This window comes from Streptomyces sp. NPDC030165 (genome assembly GCF_055573595.1).
On sequence record NZ_JBVIBD010000008.1, the window covers coordinates 163,912 to 188,076 of the forward strand.

The 24,165-nt window shown below is 72.9% G+C and carries 24 protein-coding genes and 3 tRNA genes; 7 read left to right on the plus strand and 20 right to left on the minus strand.

The window, feature by feature from the left end; genetic code table 11:
- Window positions 1–128: 128 nt before the first annotated feature.
- The 7 genes from ACZ4Z1_RS17420 to ACZ4Z1_RS17450 all read right to left on the minus strand — a co-directional run bounded on the left by ACZ4Z1_RS17420 (window position 129) and on the right by ACZ4Z1_RS17450 (window position 2,970).
- Window positions 129–938, minus strand: a complete 810-nt coding sequence (locus ACZ4Z1_RS17420) for a hypothetical protein (RefSeq protein WP_468487460.1) — start codon at window positions 936–938, stop codon at window positions 129–131.
- 370 nt (window positions 939–1,308) lie between these two features.
- Window positions 1,309–1,473 (minus strand): tyrosine-type recombinase/integrase, encoded by a 165-nt coding sequence (locus ACZ4Z1_RS17425; protein WP_468487461.1) that lies wholly within the window; start codon window positions 1,471–1,473, stop codon window positions 1,309–1,311.
- Between the two features lie 195 nt (window positions 1,474–1,668).
- Window positions 1,669–1,956, minus strand: coding sequence for a hypothetical protein (locus ACZ4Z1_RS17430; protein WP_468487462.1), 288 nt, complete (start codon window positions 1,954–1,956; stop codon window positions 1,669–1,671).
- Between the two features lie 223 nt (window positions 1,957–2,179).
- The gene (locus tag ACZ4Z1_RS17435; RefSeq protein WP_468487463.1) at window positions 2,180–2,452 is read right to left on the minus strand and encodes a hypothetical protein; all 273 of its coding nucleotides are present in this window, start codon (window positions 2,450–2,452) and stop codon (window positions 2,180–2,182) included.
- Window positions 2,453–2,565: 113 nt separating this feature from the next.
- A tRNA-Ile gene (locus ACZ4Z1_RS17440) sits at window positions 2,566–2,639 on the minus strand.
- A 180-nt stretch (window positions 2,640–2,819) separates the two neighbouring features.
- Window positions 2,820–2,892 (minus strand) — tRNA-Asn (locus ACZ4Z1_RS17445).
- A gap of 5 nt (window positions 2,893–2,897) precedes the next feature.
- A tRNA-Asn gene (locus ACZ4Z1_RS17450) sits at window positions 2,898–2,970 on the minus strand.
- Between the two features lie 256 nt (window positions 2,971–3,226).
- Here ACZ4Z1_RS17450 and ACZ4Z1_RS17455 point away from each other — a divergent pair.
- Together ACZ4Z1_RS17455 and ACZ4Z1_RS17460 are read left to right on the plus strand one after the other, a co-directional pair.
- Complete coding sequence (locus ACZ4Z1_RS17455) at window positions 3,227–3,526, plus strand: YtxH domain-containing protein (protein ID WP_468487464.1); 300 nt, start codon at window positions 3,227–3,229, stop codon at window positions 3,524–3,526.
- A 112-nt stretch (window positions 3,527–3,638) separates the two neighbouring features.
- Window positions 3,639–5,078 (plus strand): FGGY family carbohydrate kinase, encoded by a 1,440-nt coding sequence (locus ACZ4Z1_RS17460; protein WP_468487465.1) that lies wholly within the window; start codon window positions 3,639–3,641, stop codon window positions 5,076–5,078.
- Between the two features lie 249 nt (window positions 5,079–5,327).
- Here the strand turns inward: ACZ4Z1_RS17460 and ACZ4Z1_RS17465 are convergent, their stop codons facing one another.
- The 6 genes from ACZ4Z1_RS17465 to ACZ4Z1_RS17490 all read right to left on the minus strand — a co-directional run bounded on the left by ACZ4Z1_RS17465 (window position 5,328) and on the right by ACZ4Z1_RS17490 (window position 13,817).
- Window positions 5,328–6,524, minus strand: a complete 1,197-nt coding sequence (locus tag ACZ4Z1_RS17465) for an RNA polymerase sigma factor (RefSeq protein ID WP_468487466.1) — start codon at window positions 6,522–6,524, stop codon at window positions 5,328–5,330.
- A 195-nt stretch (window positions 6,525–6,719) separates the two neighbouring features.
- Entirely contained in the window at window positions 6,720–8,642 is a 1,923-nt protein-coding gene (gene dnaG, locus ACZ4Z1_RS17470; protein WP_468487467.1) for a DNA primase, read from the minus strand.
- Between the two features lie 170 nt (window positions 8,643–8,812).
- The gene (locus ACZ4Z1_RS17475) at window positions 8,813–9,775 is read right to left on the minus strand and encodes a pyridoxal-phosphate dependent enzyme (protein ID WP_468487468.1); all 963 of its coding nucleotides are present in this window, start codon (window positions 9,773–9,775) and stop codon (window positions 8,813–8,815) included.
- A gap of 110 nt (window positions 9,776–9,885) precedes the next feature.
- The gene (locus ACZ4Z1_RS17480; protein WP_468487469.1) at window positions 9,886–11,169 is read right to left on the minus strand and encodes an NAD(P)/FAD-dependent oxidoreductase; all 1,284 of its coding nucleotides are present in this window, start codon (window positions 11,167–11,169) and stop codon (window positions 9,886–9,888) included.
- 348 nt (window positions 11,170–11,517) lie between these two features.
- Window positions 11,518–12,882 (minus strand): deoxyguanosinetriphosphate triphosphohydrolase, encoded by a 1,365-nt coding sequence (locus ACZ4Z1_RS17485; protein ID WP_468487470.1) that lies wholly within the window; start codon window positions 12,880–12,882, stop codon window positions 11,518–11,520.
- Window positions 12,879–13,817: a sirohydrochlorin chelatase gene (locus tag ACZ4Z1_RS17490; RefSeq protein ID WP_468487471.1), complete on the minus strand. Its 939-nt coding sequence runs from the start codon at window positions 13,815–13,817 to the stop codon at window positions 12,879–12,881. Before ACZ4Z1_RS17490 ends, ACZ4Z1_RS17485 begins: the two co-directional genes overlap by 4 nt.
- A gap of 550 nt (window positions 13,818–14,367) precedes the next feature.
- Here ACZ4Z1_RS17490 and ACZ4Z1_RS17495 point away from each other — a divergent pair.
- Window positions 14,368–16,413 carry a molybdopterin oxidoreductase family protein gene (locus tag ACZ4Z1_RS17495; RefSeq protein ID WP_468487616.1) on the plus strand — a complete coding sequence of 682 codons (2,046 nt, stop codon included), beginning with the start codon at window positions 14,368–14,370 and terminating at the stop codon, window positions 16,411–16,413.
- A gap of 34 nt (window positions 16,414–16,447) precedes the next feature.
- On the opposite strand, the gene ACZ4Z1_RS17500 is transcribed toward ACZ4Z1_RS17495, so the two are convergent.
- From ACZ4Z1_RS17500 to ACZ4Z1_RS17510, 3 genes are all read right to left on the minus strand, one after another.
- On the minus strand, window positions 16,448–16,906 hold the full coding sequence (locus ACZ4Z1_RS17500; protein ID WP_468487472.1) for a nuclear transport factor 2 family protein: 459 nt from the start codon (window positions 16,904–16,906) through the stop codon (window positions 16,448–16,450).
- Between the two features lie 204 nt (window positions 16,907–17,110).
- A complete protein-coding gene (locus tag ACZ4Z1_RS17505) occupies window positions 17,111–18,130 on the minus strand; it encodes an adenosine deaminase (RefSeq protein ID WP_468487473.1) in 1,020 nt (339 codons plus the stop codon).
- 253 nt (window positions 18,131–18,383) lie between these two features.
- The gene (locus tag ACZ4Z1_RS17510) at window positions 18,384–18,773 is read right to left on the minus strand and encodes a hypothetical protein (protein WP_468487474.1); all 390 of its coding nucleotides are present in this window, start codon (window positions 18,771–18,773) and stop codon (window positions 18,384–18,386) included.
- A 167-nt stretch (window positions 18,774–18,940) separates the two neighbouring features.
- Here ACZ4Z1_RS17510 and ACZ4Z1_RS17515 point away from each other — a divergent pair, with 167 nt between their 5' ends.
- The gene (locus ACZ4Z1_RS17515; protein WP_468487475.1) at window positions 18,941–19,777 is read left to right on the plus strand and encodes a helix-turn-helix domain-containing protein; all 837 of its coding nucleotides are present in this window, start codon (window positions 18,941–18,943) and stop codon (window positions 19,775–19,777) included.
- Entirely contained in the window at window positions 19,774–19,986 is a 213-nt protein-coding gene (locus ACZ4Z1_RS17520) for a DUF397 domain-containing protein (RefSeq protein WP_468487476.1), read from the plus strand. The genes ACZ4Z1_RS17515 and ACZ4Z1_RS17520 overlap by 4 nt, the downstream gene beginning before the upstream one ends.
- Window positions 19,987–20,050: 64 nt before the next feature.
- On the opposite strand, the gene ACZ4Z1_RS17525 is transcribed toward ACZ4Z1_RS17520, so the two are convergent.
- Complete coding sequence (locus ACZ4Z1_RS17525; RefSeq protein WP_468487477.1) at window positions 20,051–20,485, minus strand: gamma-glutamylcyclotransferase family protein; 435 nt, start codon at window positions 20,483–20,485, stop codon at window positions 20,051–20,053.
- Window positions 20,486–20,570: 85 nt separating this feature from the next.
- Here ACZ4Z1_RS17525 and ACZ4Z1_RS17530 point away from each other — a divergent pair, with 85 nt between their 5' ends.
- The gene (locus ACZ4Z1_RS17530) at window positions 20,571–21,293 is read left to right on the plus strand and encodes a SanA/YdcF family protein (protein ID WP_468487478.1); all 723 of its coding nucleotides are present in this window, start codon (window positions 20,571–20,573) and stop codon (window positions 21,291–21,293) included.
- Between the two features lie 28 nt (window positions 21,294–21,321).
- On the opposite strand, the gene ACZ4Z1_RS17535 is transcribed toward ACZ4Z1_RS17530, so the two are convergent.
- Window positions 21,322–22,341 carry a trypsin-like serine peptidase gene (locus tag ACZ4Z1_RS17535; protein ID WP_468487479.1) on the minus strand — a complete coding sequence of 340 codons (1,020 nt, stop codon included), beginning with the start codon at window positions 22,339–22,341 and terminating at the stop codon, window positions 21,322–21,324.
- Between the two features lies 1 nt (window position 22,342).
- A complete protein-coding gene (gene cutA / locus ACZ4Z1_RS17540; RefSeq protein ID WP_468487617.1) occupies window positions 22,343–22,639 on the minus strand; it encodes a divalent-cation tolerance protein CutA in 297 nt (98 codons plus the stop codon).
- A gap of 334 nt (window positions 22,640–22,973) precedes the next feature.
- Between cutA and ACZ4Z1_RS17545 the strand changes: the two genes are divergently transcribed.
- Complete coding sequence (locus ACZ4Z1_RS17545) at window positions 22,974–23,306, plus strand: cupin domain-containing protein (protein WP_030022365.1); 333 nt, start codon at window positions 22,974–22,976, stop codon at window positions 23,304–23,306.
- Between the two features lie 53 nt (window positions 23,307–23,359).
- On the opposite strand, the gene ACZ4Z1_RS17550 is transcribed toward ACZ4Z1_RS17545, so the two are convergent.
- Entirely contained in the window at window positions 23,360–24,145 is a 786-nt protein-coding gene (locus tag ACZ4Z1_RS17550; RefSeq protein ID WP_468487480.1) for a sulfite exporter TauE/SafE family protein, read from the minus strand.
- Window positions 24,146–24,165 lie beyond the last annotated feature (20 nt).

The following is a 24,165-nucleotide window of genomic DNA, read 5'->3' on the forward strand; positions in this document are numbered from 1 at the left end:
GATGTCATTGCCGGGCCCCCGCCCGGGCCCAAGCCCAGGATCCGGCCCTGGCGCTGGCCCCGGCCCCAGCAGCTCCCGCCCACCGCGAACGCGTCGGCGCACGCGGGCCACGAGCGACGCGACCCGGGTCACGGTGATGACTGCGGGTGAAGCACGCTGACGGTGGGCCCGGCGAGGCGGAACGCGTTGCCGTCGCCCCGCAGTGAGACCTTGGCCTTCCCGAGGGGCAAGTCGGCCGGCACCTCGACGGACAGCGCTCCCCTGTGACAGCAGCGGTCGTTCGGATCCCCCTGCCTGAACTGGGCCTTCCTCTCATCGAAGTACACCGAGACCGGCACCGGCCAGGTTCCGGAGATTCCGAAATGGCCGCCCTGGTGCACGGTCGCCGAGCTGTACTCGGTGATCCCGTTCGGGCACGCGTTACGTCCTGCCGGCGCGGCCCCGAACACGACCTTGCCGTCCGGGTGCCGCATCCGGAACAGAGCGAGTCTCTCCAGCACCCGGAAGCCCGCCCGGTACTTGCAACTGCCCGACGAGTGGCCCTTCACCTGGGAGTACGCGCTGGTGACGGTCTGCCACCGATCGGCCTGTCCCTGGGCCACGAAACAGGCGGCGACGAGTCCCTTGATCACGTTCCAGGGGTGCGGGTCGCTCTCCCACTTGCCCTGCCGCCCCGCGTCCCGGTAGCGGCTCTGCGCCAGTTGGCAGTCCTTGCGCTGCACCAGGTCGTAGACGTGATCGAAGTTGGCGTAGTCGTTGGACGGCGACTTGGGGCCGAACGGCGTCCAGGCCAGTTCTTTCCTCGGCTCCGGACGTTCAGGGGTGTCGCCGCCACCTGATGACGGGTTTCCGTGAGAGCGGGACGATGGGCCATCGGGTGTCCACGTCCCGCCCTGACCACCCGGACCGCGCCGACCGGCGCCGGGGCTGTTCGTCACGCCGGGCCAGGTGCCGTTACCGGAGGCGGTGGCGGTGGTTTTGCCAGGGCCGGTGGATTGCTCCGATCCGGTGGCCTCACTGGGCCCGCCGGCCGATCCCGAACCCCTAGGCGTACGCGATGTCGACGGCGACGACGGCAACGAAACAGTCGGCCCGTCCGTCCTCGGCGTCTTCTCCGCTCCGTCGCTTGCGGACCCGCACCCGGCCAGCGGCAACGCAAGCACCGCCGCGAGCACGACCGCGGTCCTTCTCCCCCGGTTCCCCATGTCCCGCCCCCTGGCAGACATCATCGGGCTTCCACACTTGGACGCCGCGGTGCAAGGGTAGAGGCGGGACCTTGCCGCGCGCCGGAGTTCGGGCGTACGAACGTCAGGCCTCCGGCGGCCGGCTCTGTCCAGGGATGGACTCGTGCCCGAGCCATACTTGAATCACGGGCAGCGGGATCTTCCCGGCGATCAGCCTCGAGGCATGCGTCTGGCGAAGGTCATGGATGCGGAGCCTCTTCGTCAGGCCGGCGACGTTGGCGGCATCCAAAGCAGGCTTCCAGCGGTTCGCGATGAAGAAGCCGGAAAAACCCTCCGCCGGGGACAGTGAAGATCAGCCCCTGCGGCTGCTTGCCCCGACAGTCCCCCTGAACAACTTCACCTGATCATGGCTGAGGACAAGCATCCGCCGGGACCCCTTCGTCTCGGCGGCACCGAGGTACGTTTCGCCTTCAACCCGACGCTTTCAAGCTCGTTGCCCACGGAGCTTGGGGCGCTTGCCGCTGAACGTGAAGTCGCAGGGCTGAAGTGCCGCCGCCTGCCCCCAGCGCAGGCGCGTGCCGGCCAAGGCGTCAACAAGATCGACAGCGTCGCCCTTCAGATGGGTACGGAGGACTGCGTACTCCTCCGGCTCAAGGAAGACCTCTTCGTCCTCGGCCTCGTCCCCCTCAGGCAGACGCGTGTAAGAGCAGGGATTCGAGTCGCGCAGAGCCGGATCGGCGGTCACGACGGTCCGGAGGACGCTGAAGAGCAATCCGTGGAGGTTGACGATGGTCTTCGGGGCGTAAGCGGCCGCACGGTCCCGGGCTCGCGCCGCGGCCCCGGGCGCCCCTCCTTGAGGCCGTTGATCCACTGACTGACGCGACCGCGCATGATCTTGTTCGCGTCATCCGAGACTGCCAGGTCCCGGAATCATGAGGCCATGTGGTTCTCAGTGAATCTGTGACAGTTGGTCCGGGTACGCCCGGACATGCCTGTCAGCAGCTCGACGTACTTGACGGCATGGCCGGGAACATCTCCTCGGCCGGGCACGCAGGCTCGGCCGCCTCCTCGACGAACCCCTCGCCCTTGACCCAGCCAAGCGGCCATCGCTGCCCGCGACCGTTCACGAGGTCACGGAAACGCTTCGCCGCCGTCTCGTCGTCGAAGACCTCGCGCTGCCACTTGCCGTCGCGGGTGCCACCGGCGCGCCAGACGACCCCGTAGGACACGGTCCCGGTCTTGCTCGTGTGGGTCTTGATGTGCGCCATGCCGACCAGCGCCCGAGAGGCGCGTGAGACAACCGTGAGGCGACGAACGTCGCCTCACGGCCACAGAGTGACGTTTCCGCAGGTCACATCGTTTCTGCACAGATGCGCAGGAGTGGGGCGGGTGGGACTCGAACCCACGGCCGACGGATTATGAGTCCGCTGCTCTAACCGGCTGAGCTACCGCCCCGAAACGGCGCGCCGCGCACATTTGTGCGCGCCGTCTGCCGCAGCATAGCCGCTCATACGATCTGTTGCGCGGGTGGGTCCTCGATGGGCCGCCATGCTCGTCCAAGAGGACTTCGGGCACCGGGTGTTCGGTTCCCCCGGACAGGAAAAAGGACCCCCGTGGGGGTCCTCTTCCGTGCTGCTCCCCCGACTGGACTCGAACCAGTAACCCTCCGGTTAACAGCCGAATGCTCTGCCAATTGAGCTACAGGGGACCGAGCTCCCCCGACTGGACTCGAACCAGTAACCTGCCGGTTAACAGCCGGCTGCTCTGCCAATTGAGCTACAGGGGAATGCTCTGTGTGCCTCGAATGCACTCCGATCCGGGGGCTCCGGACGGCGTGCGCTCGCTGCTGCACATACATTAGCGCAAGCAGGGGGGTGCTCCGCCAATCGGTACGCCTGCGGGTGGCCCCGGATGATCTTCTGGTCCGCGGGTAGGCGGGCAGCACAGACCGGCGGACCCGCGGGCAGGCGCGCAGCACGAGCCCGGCGGACCGACCTACAGCGCGCGCGAGCGAGACCGACGAGAGGGAAGGTGGAGCGACGATGCGCTACCGGCTCACGTTCATCACAGGACTGGCCATCGGGTACGTGCTCGGCACCAAAGCCGGCCGGGAGCGCTACGAGCAGCTCCGTAAGAGTGCCCGGCGGATCGCGCAGAACCCGGCCGTCCGCAATACCGCGGAGTCCGCCGCCCTCGGCGGCCGTGAGGTGGCCACCAAGGCGTTCGACAAGGTGTCCGCCAAGGTCGGCGACCGGATGCCGGGGCCGGTGGCCGAGCGCATCCGGGCGCTGCGCGAGCAGCGTGGCTCCGACGAGGACGACTGGGGTACGAGCAACACCTGACCTCCGGAGCGCGCGGGCGGCCGGGAACGGCCGCCCGCGTCCACCGTCCCGGCCCCCGGGGGTGTGAACCTGGCGGCCGTCCTGTCCCGTCGATGGGGCATCATCTGGGGGCATGGGGATAGTCGCCGGGCTGGACAGTTCGTCCGAGAGCACACGGATCGTCGTCTGCGACGCGGACACGGGTGCCGTCATCAGGCAGGGGTACGCGCCGCACCCCGCCGAAAAGGGACACGAGATCGACCCGCAGGCGTGGCTGATGTCACTCGGCGAGGCCGCGGGCAACGGGCTCCTCGAAGGCGTGCAGGCGATCGGGGTCTCCGCCCAGCAGCAGGGGATGCTGCCGCTGGACGCCGACGGCGCTCTCGTACGGCCCGCGCTGGTCGGCAACGACAAGCGGGCGCAGAGCGCCGCGGCCGATCTGATCGACGCGCTCGGCGGGCGGGCCGCCTGGACGCAGGCCGTCGGGGCCGTCCCGCACGCCGCCCAGCCGCTGACCAAGCTGCGCTGGCTGGCCCGTAACGAACCGGCGAACGCGGCGCGTGTCGCCGAGGTCCTGCAGCCGCACGACTGGCTGGTGTGGCAGCTGCTGGGGCGCCCGGCGCGGCGTACGACGGACCGGGGCGGCGCGTCCGGCACCGGGTACTGGTCGGCGGCGGCCGGCGCGTACCGGCCCGATCTGGTGGAGCTGGCGCTCGGGCACCAGGTGCGGCTGCCGGAGGTGCTGGGTCCGTCCGGCACCGCCGGGTTCACGCCCGAAGGGCTGCTGATCTCCGCGGGTACGGGCGAGACGATGGCCGCCGCCTTCGGGCTGGGGGTCGGCGCGGGCGACGCGGTGGTGTCGCTGGGCGCCTCGGGTTCGGTCTTCGGCATCCACCACGAGGCGCTGGCGGATTCCAACGGGACGATCACCTCGTTCGCCGACGCGACGGGGATGCATCTGCCGGTGGTGCACACGAGCAATGCGGTACGGGTGCTGCGCGGCACGGCCGAGATGCTGGGCACCGATCTCCAGGGCCTGTCCGAGCTGGCGCTGAAGTCGACGCCCGGCTCGTACGGCATGGTGCTGCTGCCCTATCTGGAGGGCGAGCGGACGCCGCACCTGCCGCACACGGCGGGGTCGCTGCACGGGCTGCGCCGCGAGAGCATGAAGCCGGAGCATCTGGCGCGGGCGGCCTTCGAGGGCATGCTGTGCGGGCTCGCGGACGCGCTGGACGTGCTGCGCGGGCGCGGTGTCGAGGTGCGCCGGGTGTTCCTGCTGGGCGCGGCGGCCGAGCTGGGCGCCGTGCAGGCGGCGGCGCCGGGACTGTTCGGGGCGCAGGTCGTGGTGCCGCAGCCGGCGGACTACGCGGCGCTGGGCGCGGCGCGGCAGGCGGCCTGGGCGCTGGGCGCGGCGCACGGCACGCTGGCGCCGCACGAGCCGCCGCGCTGGCCCGCGGCGGCCAGCCAGGTCTTCGAGCCGGGCGAGGATCTGCCGGTCGGGCAGGCGGTGCGCCAGCAGTACATCGCGGTACGGGAGGAGAGCTACGCGGGGGCGTTCCTGTCCGCGCAGTAGGGCGACGGAAGAGCGGCAGCGGGGCGGCGGAAGAGTGTGCGAGGGCGGTCGGGAGAGAGTGAGACGTACAGGACGGGCCAGGGGCCGTAGGGCCCACAGGTCCGCTCAGGGGCGGTAGGCGCGCAGGCGGCCCGGGGCCGCGGGTCCGTTGTCCGGCCCAGGAGGACTGCCTTCCGGTGCAGGTGCAGGCGCAGGTGCGGGAGACAGCCCTCTGTCCGGAGGCCCCGGAGCGGTCCGGGCAGCTCCGGGTCAGTCCAGATAGCCCCGGAGCTGGTCCGCGAAGGCGTGGTCGCGGAGCTTGTTCAGCGTCTTGGACTCGATCTGGCGGATGCGTTCGCGGGTGACGCCGAAGATCCGGCCGATCTCCTCCAGGGTGCGGGGGCGGCCGTCGACGAGCCCGTACCGCAGCTGGACGACCTTGCGCTCCCGCTCGCCGAGCGTGGACAGGACCGCTTCGAGGTGCTCGCGCAGCAGCAGGAAGGCGGCCGACTCGACGGGGGACGCGGCGTCGCCGTCCTCGATGAGGTCGCCGAGCGCGACGTCGTCCTCCTCGCCCACGGGGGCGTGCAGGGACACCGGCTCCTGGGCGAGCCGCAGCACCTCGCTGACCCGTTCGGGGGCCAGGTCGAGCTGGGCGGCGACCTCCTCGGGCGTGGGTTCGCACCCTCGCTCCTGGAGCATCCGGCGCTGTACCCGTACGACCCGGTTGATCAGTTCCACGACGTGTACGGGGACGCGGATCGTGCGGGCCTGGTCGGCCAGCGCGCGGGACATGGCCTGGCGGATCCACCAGGTGGCGTAGGTGGAGAACTTGTAGCCGCGGGCGTAGTCGAACTTCTCCACGGCTCGGATCAGCCCGAGGTTGCCCTCCTGGACGAGGTCGAGCATGGTCAGGCCGCGGCCGACGTAGCGCTTGGCGACGGAGACGACCAGGCGCAGGTTGGCCTCGATGAGGCGGCGTTTGGCCATCCGGCCGAGGACGACCAGTTTGTCGAGGTCCAGGGCGAGTTGGGAGTCCAGGTCGGGGGTGAGGCGGAGTTTCTCCTCGGCGAACAGGCCGGCCTCGACGCGGCGGGCCAGTTCGACCTCCTCCACGGCGGTGAGCAGCGGAATCCGGCCGATCTCGCGCAGGTACTGGCGGAACAGGTCGGAGGAGGGGCCGCCGGCCTCGGCACGTGGCGGCGGCTCCGGGGCGATCTCCTCCACGAGGATTTCGGGCGCGGGCGGCTCGGCCTGCTGGGGCACGGTGGCCGAATCCGCGGCCGGCGCGTCGGCGAGGGTCCGGGTCTGCACGGGGGCGACCTCCAGTGTGATCGCTGCTGAGGCGGCGGAAAGGCCGGGAGCGTCTGCGGCCGAGCCGCTGTCCGTCCCGTACATCAAGAGCGGTTCCGCGGGGGATTCCGGTTCCGTACGTCCGGACCCGCCGCGCTCCGAGGACTCAGGCACCGCTCCTCAGTGTGGAGTACGACACAGGTCCGCCACGAGGGGCGTGCGGGCACTTTTTGGGTCCGGACGGTGACCGCGCGGCTACGGCGGGGTGGGTACGGGCCGTGCGCCGCGCCTCGGCCGCGTACGGGCCGCCGGCGCGGGCGGCGGGCTCCGAGGGGCCGGCCGGGGTGCCCGGCCGCCGGGCGTGGGCGGCTACAGCGCCGCGTAGCCGCGTTCGCGCAGGGACTGGCCGTACTGCTGGAGGACCCACAGTTCGTTCTGGACGGCGGCCAGGTGCTGGGGGTCGGCGTTCGGGCCGAGGCGCTGGAGGGCGCCGCGGATCTCCGTGACGCGGCGGTTGACGGCGGCGAGCCGGACGGTCACCAACTGGACGCCGGCGTACGCCTCGTCGGGGTCGCGGCGGGTGTGCAGCGGTTCCACGGCCAGCTCGGTGACCTGGGCGCGGACCGTGTCGTCGGGGGCGGCCTCGCGGACCCGGGCGAGGTAGGTGTTGTCGCCCGCGGCGGACATCGCGCCGCCCGCGTCGGCGATGCACCGGCGGACGGTCGCGTACGGGGGCGCGGTGAACTCGTCCGCGCCGTACGCGTCGAAGGCGGGCGAGACCAGGTCGGGGCGCTGGAGGGCCAGCTTGAGCAGTTCCCGTTCGACGAGGAGGGCGGGGCTGCGGAGGTTCAGCGCGGGGCCGCGGGGGGCGGGCGGCGGCTGGGCGGCCTCGGGGGCCTGCGGGGCGGCGCGGCGGCCCGTACGGGACGGGTCCTGGCCGTTCTGTCCTTCCCGGCCGCGCTCGCGGGCCCAGCGGGCGAGCTGGCCGACCCGGCGGACGACGAACTGGGTGTCGAGGATGCCGAGCATGCCGGCCAGCTGCACGGCGGACTCGTGCTGGATGGAGCTGTTCTTGATGTTGGCGACGATGGGCGCCGCCTCGTCGAGGGCGGCGGCGCGGCCCACGGTCGTGTCGAGGTTGTGCCGGGCGACGACCTGGCGCAGCGCGAACTCGAACAGCGGTGTACGGGACTCCACCAGGCCGGCGACGGCGGCGTCGCCCTCGGCCAGGCGCAGGTCGCACGGGTCCATGCCGCCGGGGGTGATGGCGATGGAGGTCTGGGCGGCGAACTTCTGGTCGTCCTCGAAGGCGCGCAGCGCGGCCTTCTGGCCGGCCGCGTCACCGTCGAAGGTGAAGACGACCTCGGAGCCCGAATTGTCCATCAGCAGCCGGCGCAGGATCTTGATGTGACCTTCGCCGAAGCTGGTACCGCAGGTGGCGATGGCGGTGCGGACGCCGGCCAGGTGGCAGGCCATGACGTCCGTATACCCCTCGACGACGACCGCGCGGTTGGTCTTGGCGATCTCCTTCTTGGCGAGGTCGATGCCGTACAGGACGTGGGACTTGCGGTAGAGGGGGGTCTCCGGGGTGTTCAGGTACTTCGGGCCGTTGTCGTCGTCGCGCAGCTTGCGGGCGCCGAAGCCGACGACCTCGCCGGCGATGTCGCGGATCGGCCACATCAGGCGGCCCCGGAAGCGGTCGATGGGGCCGCGGCGGCCGTCCTGGGAGAGGCCGGAGAGGATCAGCTCCTTGTCGCTGAAGCCGCGGCCGCGCAGGAAGCGGGTGAGGTGGTCCCAGCCGGCCGGGCTGTAGCCGACGCCGAAATGCTGGGCGGCGGCCTGGTCGAAGCCGCGCTCGGCGAGGAACTTGCGGCCGATCTCGGCCTCGGGGCTGTCCAGCTGCTCGGTGTAGTACTGGGCGGCGATCTTGTGCGCCTCGACCAGGCGGGTGCGCTCGCCCTGCTGGCGGCCCGGGGTGTAGCCGCCCTCCTCGTAGCGCAGCGTGATGCCGGCCTGGGAGGCGAGGCGCTCGATGGTCTCGGCGAAGGAGAGGTGGTCGAGCTTCATGATGAAGTCGACGACGTCCCCGCCCTCTTGGCAGCCGAAGCAGTGGTAGAGGCCCTTGGCCGGGCTGACGTGGAACGACGGGGACTTCTCGTCGTGGAAGGGGCACAGGCCCTTGAGGTTGCCGCCGCCCGCGCTGCGCAGCTGGAGGTACTCGGACACGACGGCGTCGATCGGGACCGCGTCCCGTACCGCCTTCACGTCGTCATCGTTGATCCTGCCTGCCACGCCTGAATTCTACGGGTGGGGTACGACAGTCCGGTCCGGGCCCGCCCGGCCGGGTGGGACGGTCCGGTCCGGACGGGTACGGCGATCACGTCCGGCCGGGTACGGCGATCCCGTCCGGGCCCGCCCGGCGGCCGGGTCGCCGCCGCCGTACGGGCCCGGGGCGGCCGTCCTCAGGCCATCAGTTCCAGGAAGCGGTCCAGCCCGATGTTGCCCCCGGAGATCACCACGCCGACCCGGCGCGGCAGCGGCTCGACCGCCCCGGCCAGCAGGGCGGCCAGTGCGCTCGCCCCGCTCGGCTCGGTGACGATCTTCAGCCGTTCGAAGGCCAGCCGCATCGCCGCCCTGATCTCGTCGTCGCTGACCAGCACCACCGAGTCCAGCAGTCGCCGGTTGACGGCGAAGGTCAGCTCGCCGGGCTCGGCCAGTGCCTGCCCGTCGGCGATGGTGCGCGGTACGGGGATGCGGACCCGCTCGCCGGCCGCCAGCGAGCGCCGGGTGTCGTCCCCGGTCTCCGGCTCGACGCCGATCATGCGGATGCCGGGTGACAGCGCGGTCGCGGCGACGGCCGAGCCCGCCATCAGCCCGCCCCCGCCGACCGGCGTGAGCAGGGCGTCCAGGGGGCCGGTCTCCTCGATCAGTTCCAGGGCCGCGGTGCCCTGACCGGCGATGACGTGCGGGTGGTCGTACGGCGGGATCAGGGCCAGGCCGCGTTCGGCGGCGAGCCGTGCGCCGAGGGCGGCCCGGTCGCCGGTGTAGCGGTCGTAGGTGACGATCTCGGCGCCGTAGCCCTCGGTGGCGTCCCGTTTGGAGCGCGGCGCGTCCTGCGGCATGAGGATCACCGCGCTGCTGCCCAGCTCCCGGGCGGCCAGGGCGACCGCCTGGGCGTGGTTGCCGGAGGAGTACGCCGCGACGCCGCGCGCGAGCTGCTCCGGCGCCAGCCGGGAGACGGCGTGGTAGGCGCCGCGGAACTTGAACGCGCCGGCCCGCTGGAAGTTCTCGCACTTCAGGTGCGTCTCGGCGCCCACGAGGACGTCGAGGGTGCGGGACCGCAGCACGGGGGTGCGGTGGACGACGCCCTTGATGCGGGCGGCGGCGTCCTGGACGTCGTCGAGCGTGACGGTGGCTTCGCTCATGGGCGGGTCTCCCTGGGCGTCGGCTGCGGTTCGGGTCCTCGTCCTCCGGGCGCGCGGGTCCCCGGGCCCGGCTCCTCGGGCGCGGGTCCTCCGGGCGCGGGGAACCGGGCTCAGAGCAGCGAGTCCAGGGCCACCTCCGGGTCGGCCAGCGCGGCCGGGTCGAGGATTCGGCCCGAGCGGATGAGCTGCTGGATCGGTCCGGTGACGTCCCACACGTTGACGTTCATGCCCGCCAGCAGCCGCCCCTCGGACAGCCAGAAGGCGATGAACTCGCGCTTGCCGACGTCGCCACGGCACACGACCTGGTCGTACGAGCCCGGGGGCGCGTAGCCGGAGTACTCCAGCCCGATGTCGTACTGGTCGGAGAAGAAGTAGGGAATCCGGTCGTAGGTGACGTCCTGGCCGAGCATGGCGCGGGCGGCGGCGGGGCCGCCGTTGAGGGCGTTGGCCCAGTGCTCGACGCGCAGCCCGGCGGGCCCGCCGTCGTCCCCCGCGCCGGGCGGCAGGGGGTACGGGAAGGCGGCGACGTCACCGGCCGCATAGATGTGCGGGTCGGAGGTGCGCAGCGCGGCGTCCACCGCGATCCCGCCGCCGTCCTTCCGGCCGATCAGGTCCAGGCCCGCCTGCTCGGCCAGTGCGGTGCGCGGCGCGGCGCCGATCGCGGCGAGCACGTCGTGGGCCGGGTGCTCCTCGCCGTCGTCGGTGCGGGCGGCCAGCACCACGCCGTCGTGTCCGGCGATCTCGGTCAGGCGGGCGCCGAAGTGGAAGCGGACGCCGTGCTCGCTGTGCAGGTCGGTGAAGAGGCTGCCCAGTTCGGGCCCGACGACGCCGTGCAGCGGGGTCGGCTCGGGCTCCACGACGGTCACCTCGGCGCCGTACGAGCGAGCCGCGGCGGCGACTTCCAGGCCGATCCAGCCGGCGCCGGCGATGACGATGTGGCCGTTGTCCCGGCCCAGGGACTGCAGCACACCGCGCAGTCGCTCGGCGTGCGCGAGGCGCCGCAGGTGGTGGACGCCGACCAGGCCGGTGCCGGGGATCTCCAGGCGGCGCGGCTCGGCGCCGGTGGCCAGCAGGAGCTTGTCGTACGCGATCAGGGTGCCGTCGCCGAGGCGGACGGTGCGGGCCGCGCGGTCCAGGTGGACGGCGGGCTGGCCGAGGTGCAGTTCGATGTCCGCGCCGGCGTACCAGGCGGGCTCGTGGACGAAGACGCTGTCGCGCTCCTCCTTGCCGAGCAGGTACCCCTTCGAGAGCGGGGGGCGCTCGTACGGGTGGTCGCGCTCGTCACAGATCAGTATCACCCGGCCGGTGAAGCCTTCCGCACGAAGGGTCTCGGCGGCCTTTGCCCCGGCCAGGCCACCTCCGACGATGACGAACGTCTGGTGTGCGTCGACCACTTGCTTCCTCCTCGCTGCGGCGCGGTGCGTCCGCGTCCGTGAACGCCCCCGGTCGTGTCCCCGTTCTACCCCCCGCAGTGCTTCCGCCGCGTACTGCCCGGCGCGGCCCGCCGCGTGTCCCCGCCCGGTCGTGTGACGCGGGTGGGGACGTCCCCCAAGCCGTTCAGGTACTGGGGGACATACCGCGTTCCGCGGCCGTCCACCCTGTCGTGCCCCTGATGTGTTTCCCCCGTTCGAAACACTCAGGCTCGAGCGTCCCGCACCGCGCGCGCCGCGGGAAGGGGGCCCGTTCCCCAGGGGTCGCACCGGCCCCGTCCATGGTGGCCCGGTGGCGCGGGTGCCTGCTGGTCAGAGCGTGCCACGCGGCCGGGTGAGCCGGGCGTGCAGGGAGCGCGCCGAGACGTCGGTGAGGGCGGCGATCTGGTCGATCAGGGCGCGCATCCGGGCGGTGTCGTCGCCGGCCGCCTCGGCCCGGTCGTACAGGGCGCGGAACTGCGGGTCCAGGCCGTCCGGGGCGCGGGCGACCAGTGCCTCGGCGAGTTCGGCGATGACGATGCGCTGGTCGGCGCGGAGCGCTTCCTGCTCGGGGCGGCGCATGACGTACCGTTCGGCGACGGCCTTCAACACGGCGCATTCCAGGCGGGTTCCGGGCGGTACGACGAGCCGGGCGCGGTGCCGGGTGAATCCCCCCGTACCGGCCGCCGTGCCGGAACGGCCGGGAAGGTACCCCCACTCGGCGCGGGTGGCGGTCTCCGCGGCGAGGCAGAAGCGGCCGATGAGCTGGCTGGTGGCGTCCTTCAGGCGGGCCTGGGCGACGGCCGTGCCGTCGTAGCCGTGCGGCCACCACTCCTGGTCGAGCAGGCGGTCGAGGGCTTCGCCCAGTTCCTCCGGGTCCGCGCCGGGGGCGTAACGTTCGGCGGCGATCGCGAACACTTCGGCACGTTCGGGTTCGGCGAGCAGGCAGTTCGGGTCGACGTGGCCGGCGTGCAGCCCGTCCTCCACGTCGTGCACCGAGTACGCCACGTCGTCGGCCCAGTCCATGACCTGTGCCTCGAAGCTGCGCGCCGCCTCCGGCGCGCCCTGCCGGAACCAGCTGAAGACCGGCAGGTCGTCCTCGTAGACACCGAACTTGGACGAACCGGGATCGGTGGGGTGGCCGCCGCGCGGCCACGGGTACTTGGTCGCGGCGTCCAGGGCGGCGCGGGTCAGGTTGAGGCCGACGCTGACGGCCGTGCCGTCCGTGTCGGGGACGAACCGTTTCGGTTCCAGGCGGGTGAGCAGCCGCAGCGACTGGGCGTTGCCCTCGAATCCGCCGCAGGGCGCGGCGACCTCGTTCAGCGCCTGCTCGCCGTTGTGCCCGAAGGGCGGGTGGCCCAGGTCGTGGGCGAGGCAGGCGGTCTCCACCAGGTCCGGGTCGCAGCCGAGCGCCGCGCCGAGTTCGCGGCCGACCTGGGCGCACTCCAGGGAGTGGGTGAGACGGGTACGGGGGCTGGCGTCCCACAGGTGTCCGGTGGTGCCCGGGGTGACGACCTGGGTCTTGCCGGCGAGGCGGCGCAGCGCGGCCGAGTGCAGCACCCGGGCCCGGTCACGCTGGAAAGCCGTGCGCCCCGGGCGTTTGTCGGGCTCGGGGACCCAGCGTTCGGTGTCGGCCGCTCCGTACCCCGTACCGTCGTGGCCCGCTTCGCGGCCGGTCGTCGTTCGTGTGCCCGTCATACGGCGACGGTAGCCGCCCCGAGGGAGTCCTGGACGCACCCGCCGCGTGCAGCGAGTGCCTGGTCGTAACGGTGCAGGACCAGCCGCGCCAGCGCGGGATGGTCACCGAGCGGTGCGGCGGCGGGCCCGGGGACGGCCGCGGCGCACTGCGCGGCGAAGCGGCCGGGCGCGGTGAAGCAGGAGGCGAGGGCGGGCCGGTGGTGGCCGCGGGCGGCGAGGGTGCGCAGCGCGGCGGGGACGGAGAGCGGGGTGCCGGCCGGGCCGCCGTCCGGGGGCGCCGAGGCGTAGGCGGGCACGACCGGTACGCCGCCGAGCCGCTGGGACAGGAGCCGCGCCGTACGGGCCGTGTCGGCGGCCGCTTCGGGGGCGCGGGAGCCGGCGGCGGCCAGCACGACGGCGTCCGGGCGCCGGGCCCCGGCCTCTTCGAGACGGGCGTGCAGGGCTTCGGCGAGCAGGGGGTGCGGGCCGAGCGGGCGGGCGGAACGCGCCGTCAGGTGGGGGGCTCCGGCCAGCGCGGCCGGTATGTCGTGGCCGACGTGCCGGCCGCGCGCGAGCAGCAGTGGTACGACGACGGCCGTACCGCTCAGCTCCGCCAGCGTGTCCGGGAGCAGCGGCGCGTTCAGCTCGATGTGGCCGAGACGGACGACGAGCCCGGGGCGCAGCCGCCGTACCCGGTCCAGGAGGGCGGTGACGGTACGCAGCGCTGCGGGGTCACGGCTGCCGTGCGCGACGGCGACGAGCGGGGGCGCCTGCCAGGCCGTCGAGGCGCTGAGGGAGGGGCGGGAATCGTCCGGTACGTGGGCGGGACGGGGGCCGTCCGGTACGTGGGCGGGGCGGGGGCCGCCGGGTGTACGGGCGGCCGGGGGCCGCGGGGGGAGGCCGCGCAGCCCGACCCGGGTGAGCCGGTCGCTGAGCCGGTTGCTGATCTCCGTCATGAGCTGCGCCGTACTGTCGAAGGGAACCGCGGGGAGCGAAGGGTCCACGGGTGGCGGGGGCGGTATCGACGCCTTCATGAGGGGAGCCTGGCAGCCGGGCGTTGCCGGGCCGTTGCGCGGGTGTGACGGCTGGTTACCGGTGGCTGTCGGGGTGCCGGGGGCGGGGGTGAGGGGTGCGGAGAGCAGGCGTGAGGAGTGCGCCCGGAAGCCCGGAGCACCAGGAGCGCCCGAAGCTCCCCCGACCTCCGACCTCCGACCTCCGACCTCCGGTCCCCGGCCCCTGACCTCTGACCCCTGGGCTTCCTCACCTCCCCCGTACGGACGCCGTGAGGCACGCTTCCCCGGCCCGTAACGCCGCCCCGGACCGGCGGAAACACGGGCGCCGCAGGCTGGCCGTATGAACGCCGCCACCCCCCGCTCCACCGCCACCGCGGCGGCCCCCCTCCCGACCCCGCTGCCGGAGGCGGCCCCGGAAGCCACTCCGCCGCCACTCCCCGATCCGCACACGCCCGTGGACACCCACTGCCCCTACTGCTCGCTCCAGTGCGGCATGAGTCTGCGCCGCCTCCCGGCGGGCGCCACCGGCGCCCCCGCCGAGGTCGTGGAACGCCCCGCCTTCCCCGTCAACCGGGGCGCCCTGTGCGGCAAGGGCCGCACCGCCGCCGAACTGCTCGCGCCCGGCGTCCGGCTGACCGAGCCGCTGGTGCGCGACGAGGCGACCGGCCGTCTCGTCCCGGCGGACTGGGACACGGCCCTCGACCGGGTCGCCGCGGGCCTGTCCCGTGCCGGCGCCGCGTACGGCAAGGACGCGGTGGGCGTCTTCGGCGGGGGCGGCCTGACCAACGAGAAGGCGTACGCGCTGGGCAAATTCGCGCGGGTGGTGCTCGGCACGTCGCAGATCGACTACAACGGCCGGTTCTGCATGTCCTCGGCCGCCGCCGCCCACCAGCGGGCCTTCGGCCTGGACCGCGGCCTGCCCTTCCCGCTGGCCGACATCGCCCGCACCGGCTGCGTCGTCCTCGTCGGCTCCAACCTGGCCGAGACCATGCCGCCCGCGCTGCGCTACCTGACGGAGCTGAAGGAGAACGGCGGCCGGCTGATCGTCGTCGACCCGCGCCGCACCCGTACGGCCGAGCAGGCGGACCTGCACCTGGCGCCGCGCCCCGGCACCGACCTGGCCCTCGCCCTCGGCCTGCTGCACCTGGTGGTGGCGGAGGGCCGTACGGATGAGGAGTTCATCGCGGCGCGCACCAGCGGCTGGCCGGCGGCACGGGCCGCCGCGATGGCGCACTGGCCGGAACTGGTGGAACGTATCACCGGCGTCCCCGTCCCCCACCTCCGCGCCGCGGCAAGCCTGTTCTGCGACGCGGACACCTCCATGGTGCTCACGGCGCGCGGCCCCGAGCAGCAGTCCAAGGGGACGGACACGGTCGGCGCGTGGATCAACCTGTGCCTGGCGACCGGCCGCGCCGGACGCGAGTACTCCGGTTACGGGTGCCTGACCGGCCAGGGCAACGGGCAGGGCGGGCGCGAACACGGCCAGAAGGCCGACCAGCTGCCGGGCTACCGCAAGCTGTCCGACCCCGCCGCGCGAGCGCACGTCGCAGGGGTGTGGGGCGTGCCGCCCGAGTCCCTCCCCGGCCCCGGCCGCAGCGCGTACGAACTCCTGGACGCCCTGGGCGGCGACATACGCGCCCTGCTCCTGATGGGCTCCAACCCCGTCGTCTCCGCACCCCGCGCCGCCCACGTCGAGCAGCGCATCCGGGCACTGGACTTCCTCGCGGTGGCCGACGTCGTCCTCTCGGAGACCGCGGCCCTCGCGGACGTGGTCCTGCCGGTGGCCCAGTGGGCCGAGGAGACCGGGACGACGACGAACCTGGAGGGCCGGGTGCTGCTACGGCGCCGCGCCCTGACCCCGCCCCCCGGCGTCCGCACCGACCTCCACGTCCTCAACTCCCTCTCCACCCGCCTCGGCTGGGAAAAAGGATTCCCCACCGACCCGGAGGAGGTCTTCGACGAACTGCGCCGTGCCTCGGCCGGCGGCCCCGCGGACTACGCCGGAATCACCTACCGGCGGATCGCCACCGAGGACGGCGTCTTCTGGCCCTGCTCCGACGAGGACCACCCCGGCACCCCGCGCCTCTTCCTCGACCGCTTCGCGACCCCCGACGGCCGGGCCCGCTTCGCCCCCGTCACCCACCGCCCGGCGGCCGAGGAACCCGACGACCGCTACCCGGTGGTCCTGACGACCGGCCGCGTACTGGCCCAGTACCAGTCGGGCGCCCAGACCCGCCGCATCCCGGACCTGAATGCCGCGGCTCCCGGCCCGTACGTCGAAATCCACCCCCGGCTCGCCCGCCGGTACGGCATCGAGGACGGCCACCGGGTCGCGGTGATCTCCCGCCGCGGCCGGGCAGTGGCCCCCGCCCGCTACAGCGAAGCCATCCGCACCGACACCGTCTTCATGCCCTTCCACTGGCCCGGTTCCGGCCGGGCCAACACCCTGACCAACCCGGCCCTGGACCCGGCCTCGGGCATGCCGGAGTTCAAGATGTGCGCGGTGCGGCTGGAACGGGTGACGGGGGCGGACATCTGAGCGGTACTCAGTGCAGCGGGAAGCGGCGCCCCCTTCACGGCGTGCAGGCCCCGGCCACCGACAGGCTGTTCTCGTAGAGGTGGTGCCGGGTGATGCGGCCGTCCTCGACGGTGAGGTGCAGGGCGAACGGGCCCTCGTAGGACTTGCCCGTCGCCCGTACGGTTCCTGCCACGTGTCCCGTCAGGACGGCGTCGGTGCCGTCCACGAGGAAGGTGTCGACGGAGGCGCGCGCTTCCTCGGGTACGGTGTGCGCCGCCAATTCCTCGGCCTGCGCGGCGCATTCGGCAGCCGTGCGCCGGGGGCGGATCCACGGGACGGCCGGGTTGTCGGCGAGCAGCCAGTCGACCTCGTCGGCGAAGAGTTCCGCGAGCCGCCCGGTGTCACCGGCCATCCGGGCGGTGAGGAACTCCTGCACGACGGCCCGGGTGGCTTCGGCGACGGAACGTGCGGGAGTGGCTGAACTCGTCGTGCGGGTGGTGGGCGCGGCGGTCATCGCGTGCTCCTCGCTGCTGCGGGCGGGTCCCGGAGGGCTCGGCTTCCTCCGTGTGCTCGATCCTGCCGTGGGAGGGACGAGCGGTCGATTACTCCTGGAGTAACGGGAAGGGAGCTGAGGGCGCACCGCAGTAGTGACCACCGGGCCTGTGTGCCCGCAGACACGGACAGGGTGCCCGGCGCCCGTCACCCCCGGCCGGACCGGTCAGTCCCGCCCGTGCGCCTCGACCTCCTTGAGGTACGCCTCGCGGGTCGCCTCGTCCAGGAAGGACGCGCGGAAGGAGTTGCGGGCGAGGGTGCGCAGCGTCTCCTCGTCCAGGTCCAGGGCGTCGCGTACGGCGGTGAAGTTGTCGTCGGCGTAGCCGCCGAAGTAGGCGGGGTCGTCCGAGTTGACGGTGACGAGCAGGCCGGCGTCGAGCATCGCGGGCAGCGGGTGGTCGGCGAGTTCGTCGATGACGCGCAGGCGGACGTTGGAGAGCGGGCAGACGGTGAGCGGCACCTGGTCGGCGACCAGGCGGGCGACCAGCCGCTCGTCCTCCAGGCAGCGCACGCCGTGGTCGACGCGGTCCACGCCGAGGATGTCCAGTGCCTCCCAGACGTACGAGGGCGGGCCCTCCTCGCCCGCGTGCGCCACGCACTTGAGCCCGGCTTCCCGGGCCAGCGCGTAGACCTCCTTGAACTTCGACGGCGGGTGTCCGACCTCCGCCGAGTCCAGGCCGACGGCGGTGATCCGGTCCAGGTACGGGCGGGCCGCCTCGAAGGTGGCCAGCGCGGACTCGGCGCTCTCGTCGCGCAGGAAGCACATGATCAGGCGGGTGGTGATGCCGTACCGCTCCTCGGCGGTGTCCAGGGCTCGCGTCAGGCCCTCGACGACGGTGGCGACGGGGACGCCGCGCGAGGTGTGCGCCTGCGGGTCGAAGAAGATCTCCGCGTGCCGGACGCCCTGCGCCTGCGCGCGGGCCAGGTAGGCGTGGGTGAGGTCGGCGAAGTCGTCCTCGGTGCGCAGCACGGCCATCAGCGCGTAGTAGAGGTTCAGGAACGACTGGAGGTCGGTGAAGGAGTACGCGCGGCGCAGTTCGTCCTCGGTGGCGTACGGCAGGGTGACGCCGTTGCGTGCGGCGAGGGCGAAGGCCAGTCCGGGTTCCAGGGTGCCCTCGATGTGGAGGTGCAGTTCCGCCTTGGGGAACGGGTTCGCCGGGGCCGGGGCCGGGGAGGTCGGGGGCACGCTGGGATCACACCTGTCTACTGCTGGGACGGCCGGGGCCTCCGGGGCGGCCGGGGCCTGTGCGGTTCGGACAAGTTGTCCAGGTTAACCGGGCGGGGGCGCCGGGCGGGGGCCGGGGCGGCCGTACGGTGCGCCGTGCCCGCGGCGCGACCGCGCCCCGGTCCCCGTGTCACCTGCTCACAGCGGTCCGCCGGCGCCCCCAGGCGGCCGGCACGTTCACGCTGACGCGCCGCCGCTCTCTCTCACTTCTCTCTCACTGCTGCCTTGGGGCGGGCGTGGAGTAGACGTTGGCCGGCTCTTCCGTGAGCTTCACGAACTTTTTGTGCTCGTACTCGTCCGCGTGGGCGCGAATCCACACGTCCAGGTGCGTGGCGGAGTCCCAGACGTTCGAGCGGGCGCCACATTCAGTACCGCCGATTTCGGTGACGCATTCGGCGACGTGCTTCCGGATGCCGGTGATCTGAATTTCCTTGCGCGTGGGCACGGGGGCGGGAGTCGACATGGAATTGCCTTCGGATCGGGGAATGCCGGGGGCAGCGTCACTGCCGCCGCTGGTGCGCACATGGAGCACGCCGTCGTGTCCGCGTGAGCGCATGAGCCGGGTGAGCTTCACCCGGCCGGGGCTGGGGTTGAAGTTGGTCATTTGTGATCACCGTCCGTGAGGGAACGTCGAAATGCGATCGAGTCGCGCAGTCCGGGTGTCAATCCGGCGCAGGTTCACTCCTCTCCGTGGTCACATGACTACCGGAGAGGCTCAGCGTGGCCTACAGTCGCCCCGTCTTCAACGTGGCAGAAAGGGAGGGCACGTTGGTGAATCTCAAGGAGCTGAACCCGGAGGCAGGACCGAGGGCGGCGTTCGGTGCTCGTCTGCGCAGCGCGCGGGAGGCTCGCGGATGGAAGCAGGACGAGTTGGCCGACCGGATCGGTTACTCGGGCAGGCACATCTCGGCGGTGGAAACAGGACGCAAACCGCCAACGCTCCGCTTTTCGCGCGCCGTGGACACCGCCCTCGCGCTGGCGGGAACCACAGAATCCTTCGAACGCGCCTGGGCGGAGATCCGCAACGGGAGTTTGCTGGAGGGCTTTCCGGAATACCTGGGACAGGAGGCCCGCGCGGCGGAGATCCGGCTCTTCGAAGTAGGCGCGATTCCCGGACTGCTCCAGACACCGGAATACGCGAACGCCTTGGAAGAGGGCAACGTGAGGCGGGGCACGCTCAGCCCGGAACAGGCGCGCGAGCGAGTCGAGTTCCTGGCGGAACGCCAGGCGTCCCTGGTACGGCGCGTACCGCCCATGGTGATCGTGGTCCTGGACGAAAGCTGCATCCGGCGGCCGATCGGCGGGTCCGCCGTCATGGACGCGCAGTTGGCCCGGCTGGTCGCTTTTGCCGACCAGTGGAACACCACTCTCCAAGTAGCGCCGTACGCCATAGGTGAGCGACGTCCGTTCAACCGGTCGGTGAACCTTCTGACCCTGCCTGACCGCTCCGTGGTTTCCTACGTCGAGTCCGAGACGCACGGCCGTTTGGACAGGGAACTCACATCCGTCCTACCGCTGGTGAGGGCCTACCATCAGCTACAGACCGAAGCTCTCTCGCAGGCAGAATCAGTGGCCATGATCCAGCAGGTACGAAAGGGCACGTTGTGACGACCGAACCCCGATCCCTCGTCTGGTCCAAGTCTTCCTACAGCGGCAACGGTGGCACCTGCGTCGAGTGGGCCCCGGCCCAGGCGACCACCGGCATAGTCCCCGTCCGGGACAGCAAGCACCCGAACGGCCCCGTTCTCTCCGTCCCTACCCGTTCGTTCGCGGAGTTCATCGCGGGCGTCAAGGGTGGCGCGTTCTCCGCCTCGTGATGCGGCGCGGCAGCGCTGCCCGACCTTGGACCCCGCCACTCCCCCATCGGGAGTGGCGGGGTTCTCAGCGTGCTCGTCCGCGCGACCAGTCGCCGCCGGGGACGGGCGTTCCGGACGCGCGCAGCCGCCCGGCGAGCGGTTCGGCGGCCACGTACACCCAGGCCCGTACGGTCCGGCCGTCCGCGCACTCGGCCTGCCACACCACTCGCTCGTAGAGGTTGCCGGGAGCGCCGGGCACGTATCCCTCCAGCCGGTCGAGGTCGGCACGCACCACGTCGTGGACGTCCTCCCGCGGCCGGACGAGACCGCCGTGCACGACGCCCTCCGCGGGGCCGGTCACGGCATACGGATAGCCTGGTCCCTCGTACAGTGACACGCCTCTGACCAGCGCGGTTTCCTCATCCGCCGTGCGGCCGCGCAGGAACCGGGCGTGGTTGGCCCGGCCGGGGCGCAGCGTTCCGTAGACGAAGAACGGCAGGCGCTCGGGCTCGGTGGTCATCCGGCGGCCTCCTTCGTTCCCGCAACCATGCCAGGCCACGGCGCGTCGCTGCTTGCAGGGGTGACAAGAACAACAGGGGCAACTGATGACACCGCAGGCACAGGAGACACAGGAGGCACAGCGGGACGGGTGGCTGCGGCGCGTACGGAGACGGGTGCGTCTGCCCCGGACCCGGCGCGGCCGGCGGCGGGCCTTCCAGGCCGTCGTGCTCGGCTGTGTGCTGGCGCTGCTGCCGGCGACGTGGATGAACGCCGCCGCCTCGTCCCGGGTCCGTACGGTCGAGGACGTGCCCCCGGCGCCGGTCGCCGTCGTCTTCGGCGCGGGGCTGTGGGACGGCGAGCCGTCGCCCTACCTGGCGCACCGGCTGGACGCCGCCGCCCGTCTGTACGAGCGGGGCACGGTCCGCGTGGTCCTCGTCACCGGCGACAACAGCCGTACGGACTACGACGAGCCGGACGCCATGCGCCGGTACCTGGTCGCGCACGGCGTCCCGGCGGACCGGATCGTCAGCGACTACGCGGGCTTCGACACGTGGGACTCGTGCACCCGCGCCCACCGGGTCTTCGGGGTGGACCGGGCCGTCCTGGTCAGCCAGGGCTTCCACATCCGGCGCGCGCTGGCGCTGTGCGGCGCGGCCGGCCTGGACGCGTACGGGGTCGGTGTCGACGACCGGCACGACGTGACCTGGTACTACGGCGGCGCCCGCGAGGTGTTCGCGGCCGCGAAGGCGGCGGCCGAGGCTGCCGTACGGCCCGATCCGCACTTCCTCGGGCCGAAGGAGGACGGGGTGGCGGTCGCCCTGCGCTGACCGCCACCCCGCCCGCCGCTGTCCGTCCTCAGCTCGCGACGGCGCGGGCGTAGAGCCGGAAGATCTCCGCACCGTAGAACGGGCTGTACGAGGTCCGGTGGCCGTCCGGGCCGGACGGGCCGCCGCCGTTGAGGCCGCCGATGTTGCCGACCACGTACCCGGTCTTCGTCCGCTCGTCGAAGCGGTGCAGCCACGGGCTGCCGGAGGTGCCGCCGTAGAACCCGCCGCACTCCATGCGCAGCTGCCGCTGTCCGGTGAGCCGGGCGGTCCGCACCCCGCACCGTATGGCCCGGTCGGCGGGGTCGTTGCGGACGGTCGGGTAGCCGATGACGGTGACGTCCGTGGTGTAACCGGGCGTGCGGGCCAGGATGTTGCCGCCGGTCACCGACTCCAGGGCGCGGCCCTCGCCGTCCGGCTCGACCGTCGCGAACGCGAAGTCGAGGTCCGAGCCGGGGCCGGTGCCGGTGTGTCCGGGGTCGGTGAAGCCGCGGTCGACCGCCCAGATGCCGTACGGCTGGGTGGTGGCGCCGGAACGATACTGCGGGACGAAGGCCGCACGGGACCCCGGATCGCAGTGCCCGGCCGTGAGGATCAGGTTGCGGCGCGGGCTGCGGACCACGCTGGCGGTGCAGTGGTGCGCCCGCGCGTCCTTGTCGACGGAGAACAGCACGCCGACGGAGGGCACGCCGTCGAAGTGCCGGGCGGACCGGGCGGCGCCTGCCGTGGTGCGCGCCCCCGGAGCACCGGCGCTCTTGCCGGTGCGCGTCCCGGCGGGGACGGCCGCCGCCATCCGCCCGGCCGTCCAGTACTGGGCCGCGGTCTCGCTCGTCCAGCCGCCCGCGCCGTCATCGTCGTCGGCGGTCGCCCCGCTCGCGGGCGCCATCAGGAGGCACAGGGCGAGCCCGGCCCCGGCGGCGGCCGTCCGGCTCAGGACCGGCCATCCGCCCCGGCGCCGGCGGCCGTGCCGCGCGCCGGACCGCCGGTCCCCGCCCGGCAGCGTCCCGGACCGCCGGTCCCCGCCCGGCGGCCTCCCGTGTCGCCGCCCCACGTCAGCTCGTCTCTTCCGCGACCCAGGCGAGGTAGCCCGCCCCGCCCCGCGTGACCGGAGTCGCGATGATCTCCGGCGTGTCGTAGTCGTGCGCGTCCAGGAGGTACGCCTCCAGCGCCTCGTACCGCGCGGCCGCCGTCTTGAACAGCACCTGCCACTCCTGTGCCGTCTCGATGGCCTGCTCCCACCGGTACACGGACGTGACGGGCGCGCTGATCTGCGCGCACGCCGCCACCCGCGCCTCGACCGCGCCGCGCGCCAGCGTCTCCGCCTTCTCGGCGCTGTCGGTCGTCGTCATGACGGTCAGAAAGCCGGCCGGGCCGCCGCCGTTCGCCGCGGCTGCCTCGGTCCGGCCCTGCTCCGCCGGTTCGCCTCGCACCTGGACGCCTCCTTCGGGCACCGGTCGATGATCAGTTCCCCGCATCGTACGGACCACCGTGACCGTCCTGCTTACGGACACCGCCGCGCGCCCGCCGGCCGTCCGGCAGTCCACCGGCCATTCGGCAGCCGACCGGCCACCCGTCAGGATGGACCGCGCCCGGCGAGGGTGCGATGGGCCGGGCCGATACGGGTACCAGTACCGGCGCCGGTGCCGGCACCGGCGCCGTGGACCCCGAACGAAAGGCCGCGTCATGGACGACCTCAGCTCGCTCGCCCGCCGCCAGCTCGACGACGCCAGGGCCTCCGCTCACGGGCGCAGCGCCCATCTCTTCCTCCAGGACGGCCCGCTCCGGCAGACCGTGATCGCGCTCATCGAGGGCGCCGCCCTGGACGAGCACGTCACGCCGCCCGCCGCCAGCCTCCAGGTGCTGCACGGCCGGGTACGGCTGACCGGGACCAGCGACGACCGGGACCTGATCGCCGGGCAGGTGATGCCGGTCCCCCACGAGCGGCACGGCCTCAAGGCCCTCCAGGACTCCGCCGTACTGCTGACCGCCGTCACCGCGACGAAGTCCATGAACTGACCCCGGGGCGGGGCCGGTCGTCAGGCCGGAACCGGCCGGCAGCCGGCTCGCCCTCAGGCCAGCCACTGGTCGAAGGCCAGCTTGCACAGCAGCGACACGACGACCACGACCAGCACCCCGCGTACGAACCCGGCGCCCCGTTTGAGGGCCATCCGCGCGCCGGCCGTGCCGCCGACGAAGTTGAACGCCGCGAGCAGCGCACCCAGTTGCCACAGGACCGTGCCCTGGTAGGCGAACATGGCGAGGGCACCGACATTGGTGCACACGTTGACGACCTTGGCGGTGGCCGAGGACGTCACCAGGTCCATGTGGAGGATCGCGGCCAGCACGACGACGAGGAAGGCTCCGGTGCCGGGGCCGATCAAACCGTCGTAGAAGCCGATGCCCAGGCCCGCCACCAGGACCGCGGCCAGGACGCGCCGCCGGGTGACGGGCCCCGAGGGCGGCGGGGCGGTGCCGAACGCCGGGCGCAGGAGGACGAACGCCAGGACGCCCGCCAGGACGGTCATGATGAGCGGGCGCAGCACCGCGCTGTCGATGCCCGCCGCGAAGAACGCCCCGCCCAGTGAGCCGCCGAGCGCGGCCAGGCCGATGCGCAGGGCGGTGCGCAGATCGATCGGGGCCTTGCGTACGTAGGTCCAGGCCGCGGCGGCGGTGCCGACGACCGCCGTGGACTTGTTGGTGCCCAGGACGTACGCGGCGGGTGTGTGCGGCAGGCCGACGAGCAGCGCCGGCAGGAGCAGCAGACCGCCGCCGCCCACGACGGCGTCGATCCAGCCCGCCGCCAGGGCGGCCAGGCACAGCAGGAGGGTCGTCGTCAGCGATATGTCTGCGGGCACCGGCCGATCTTATGGAGCCG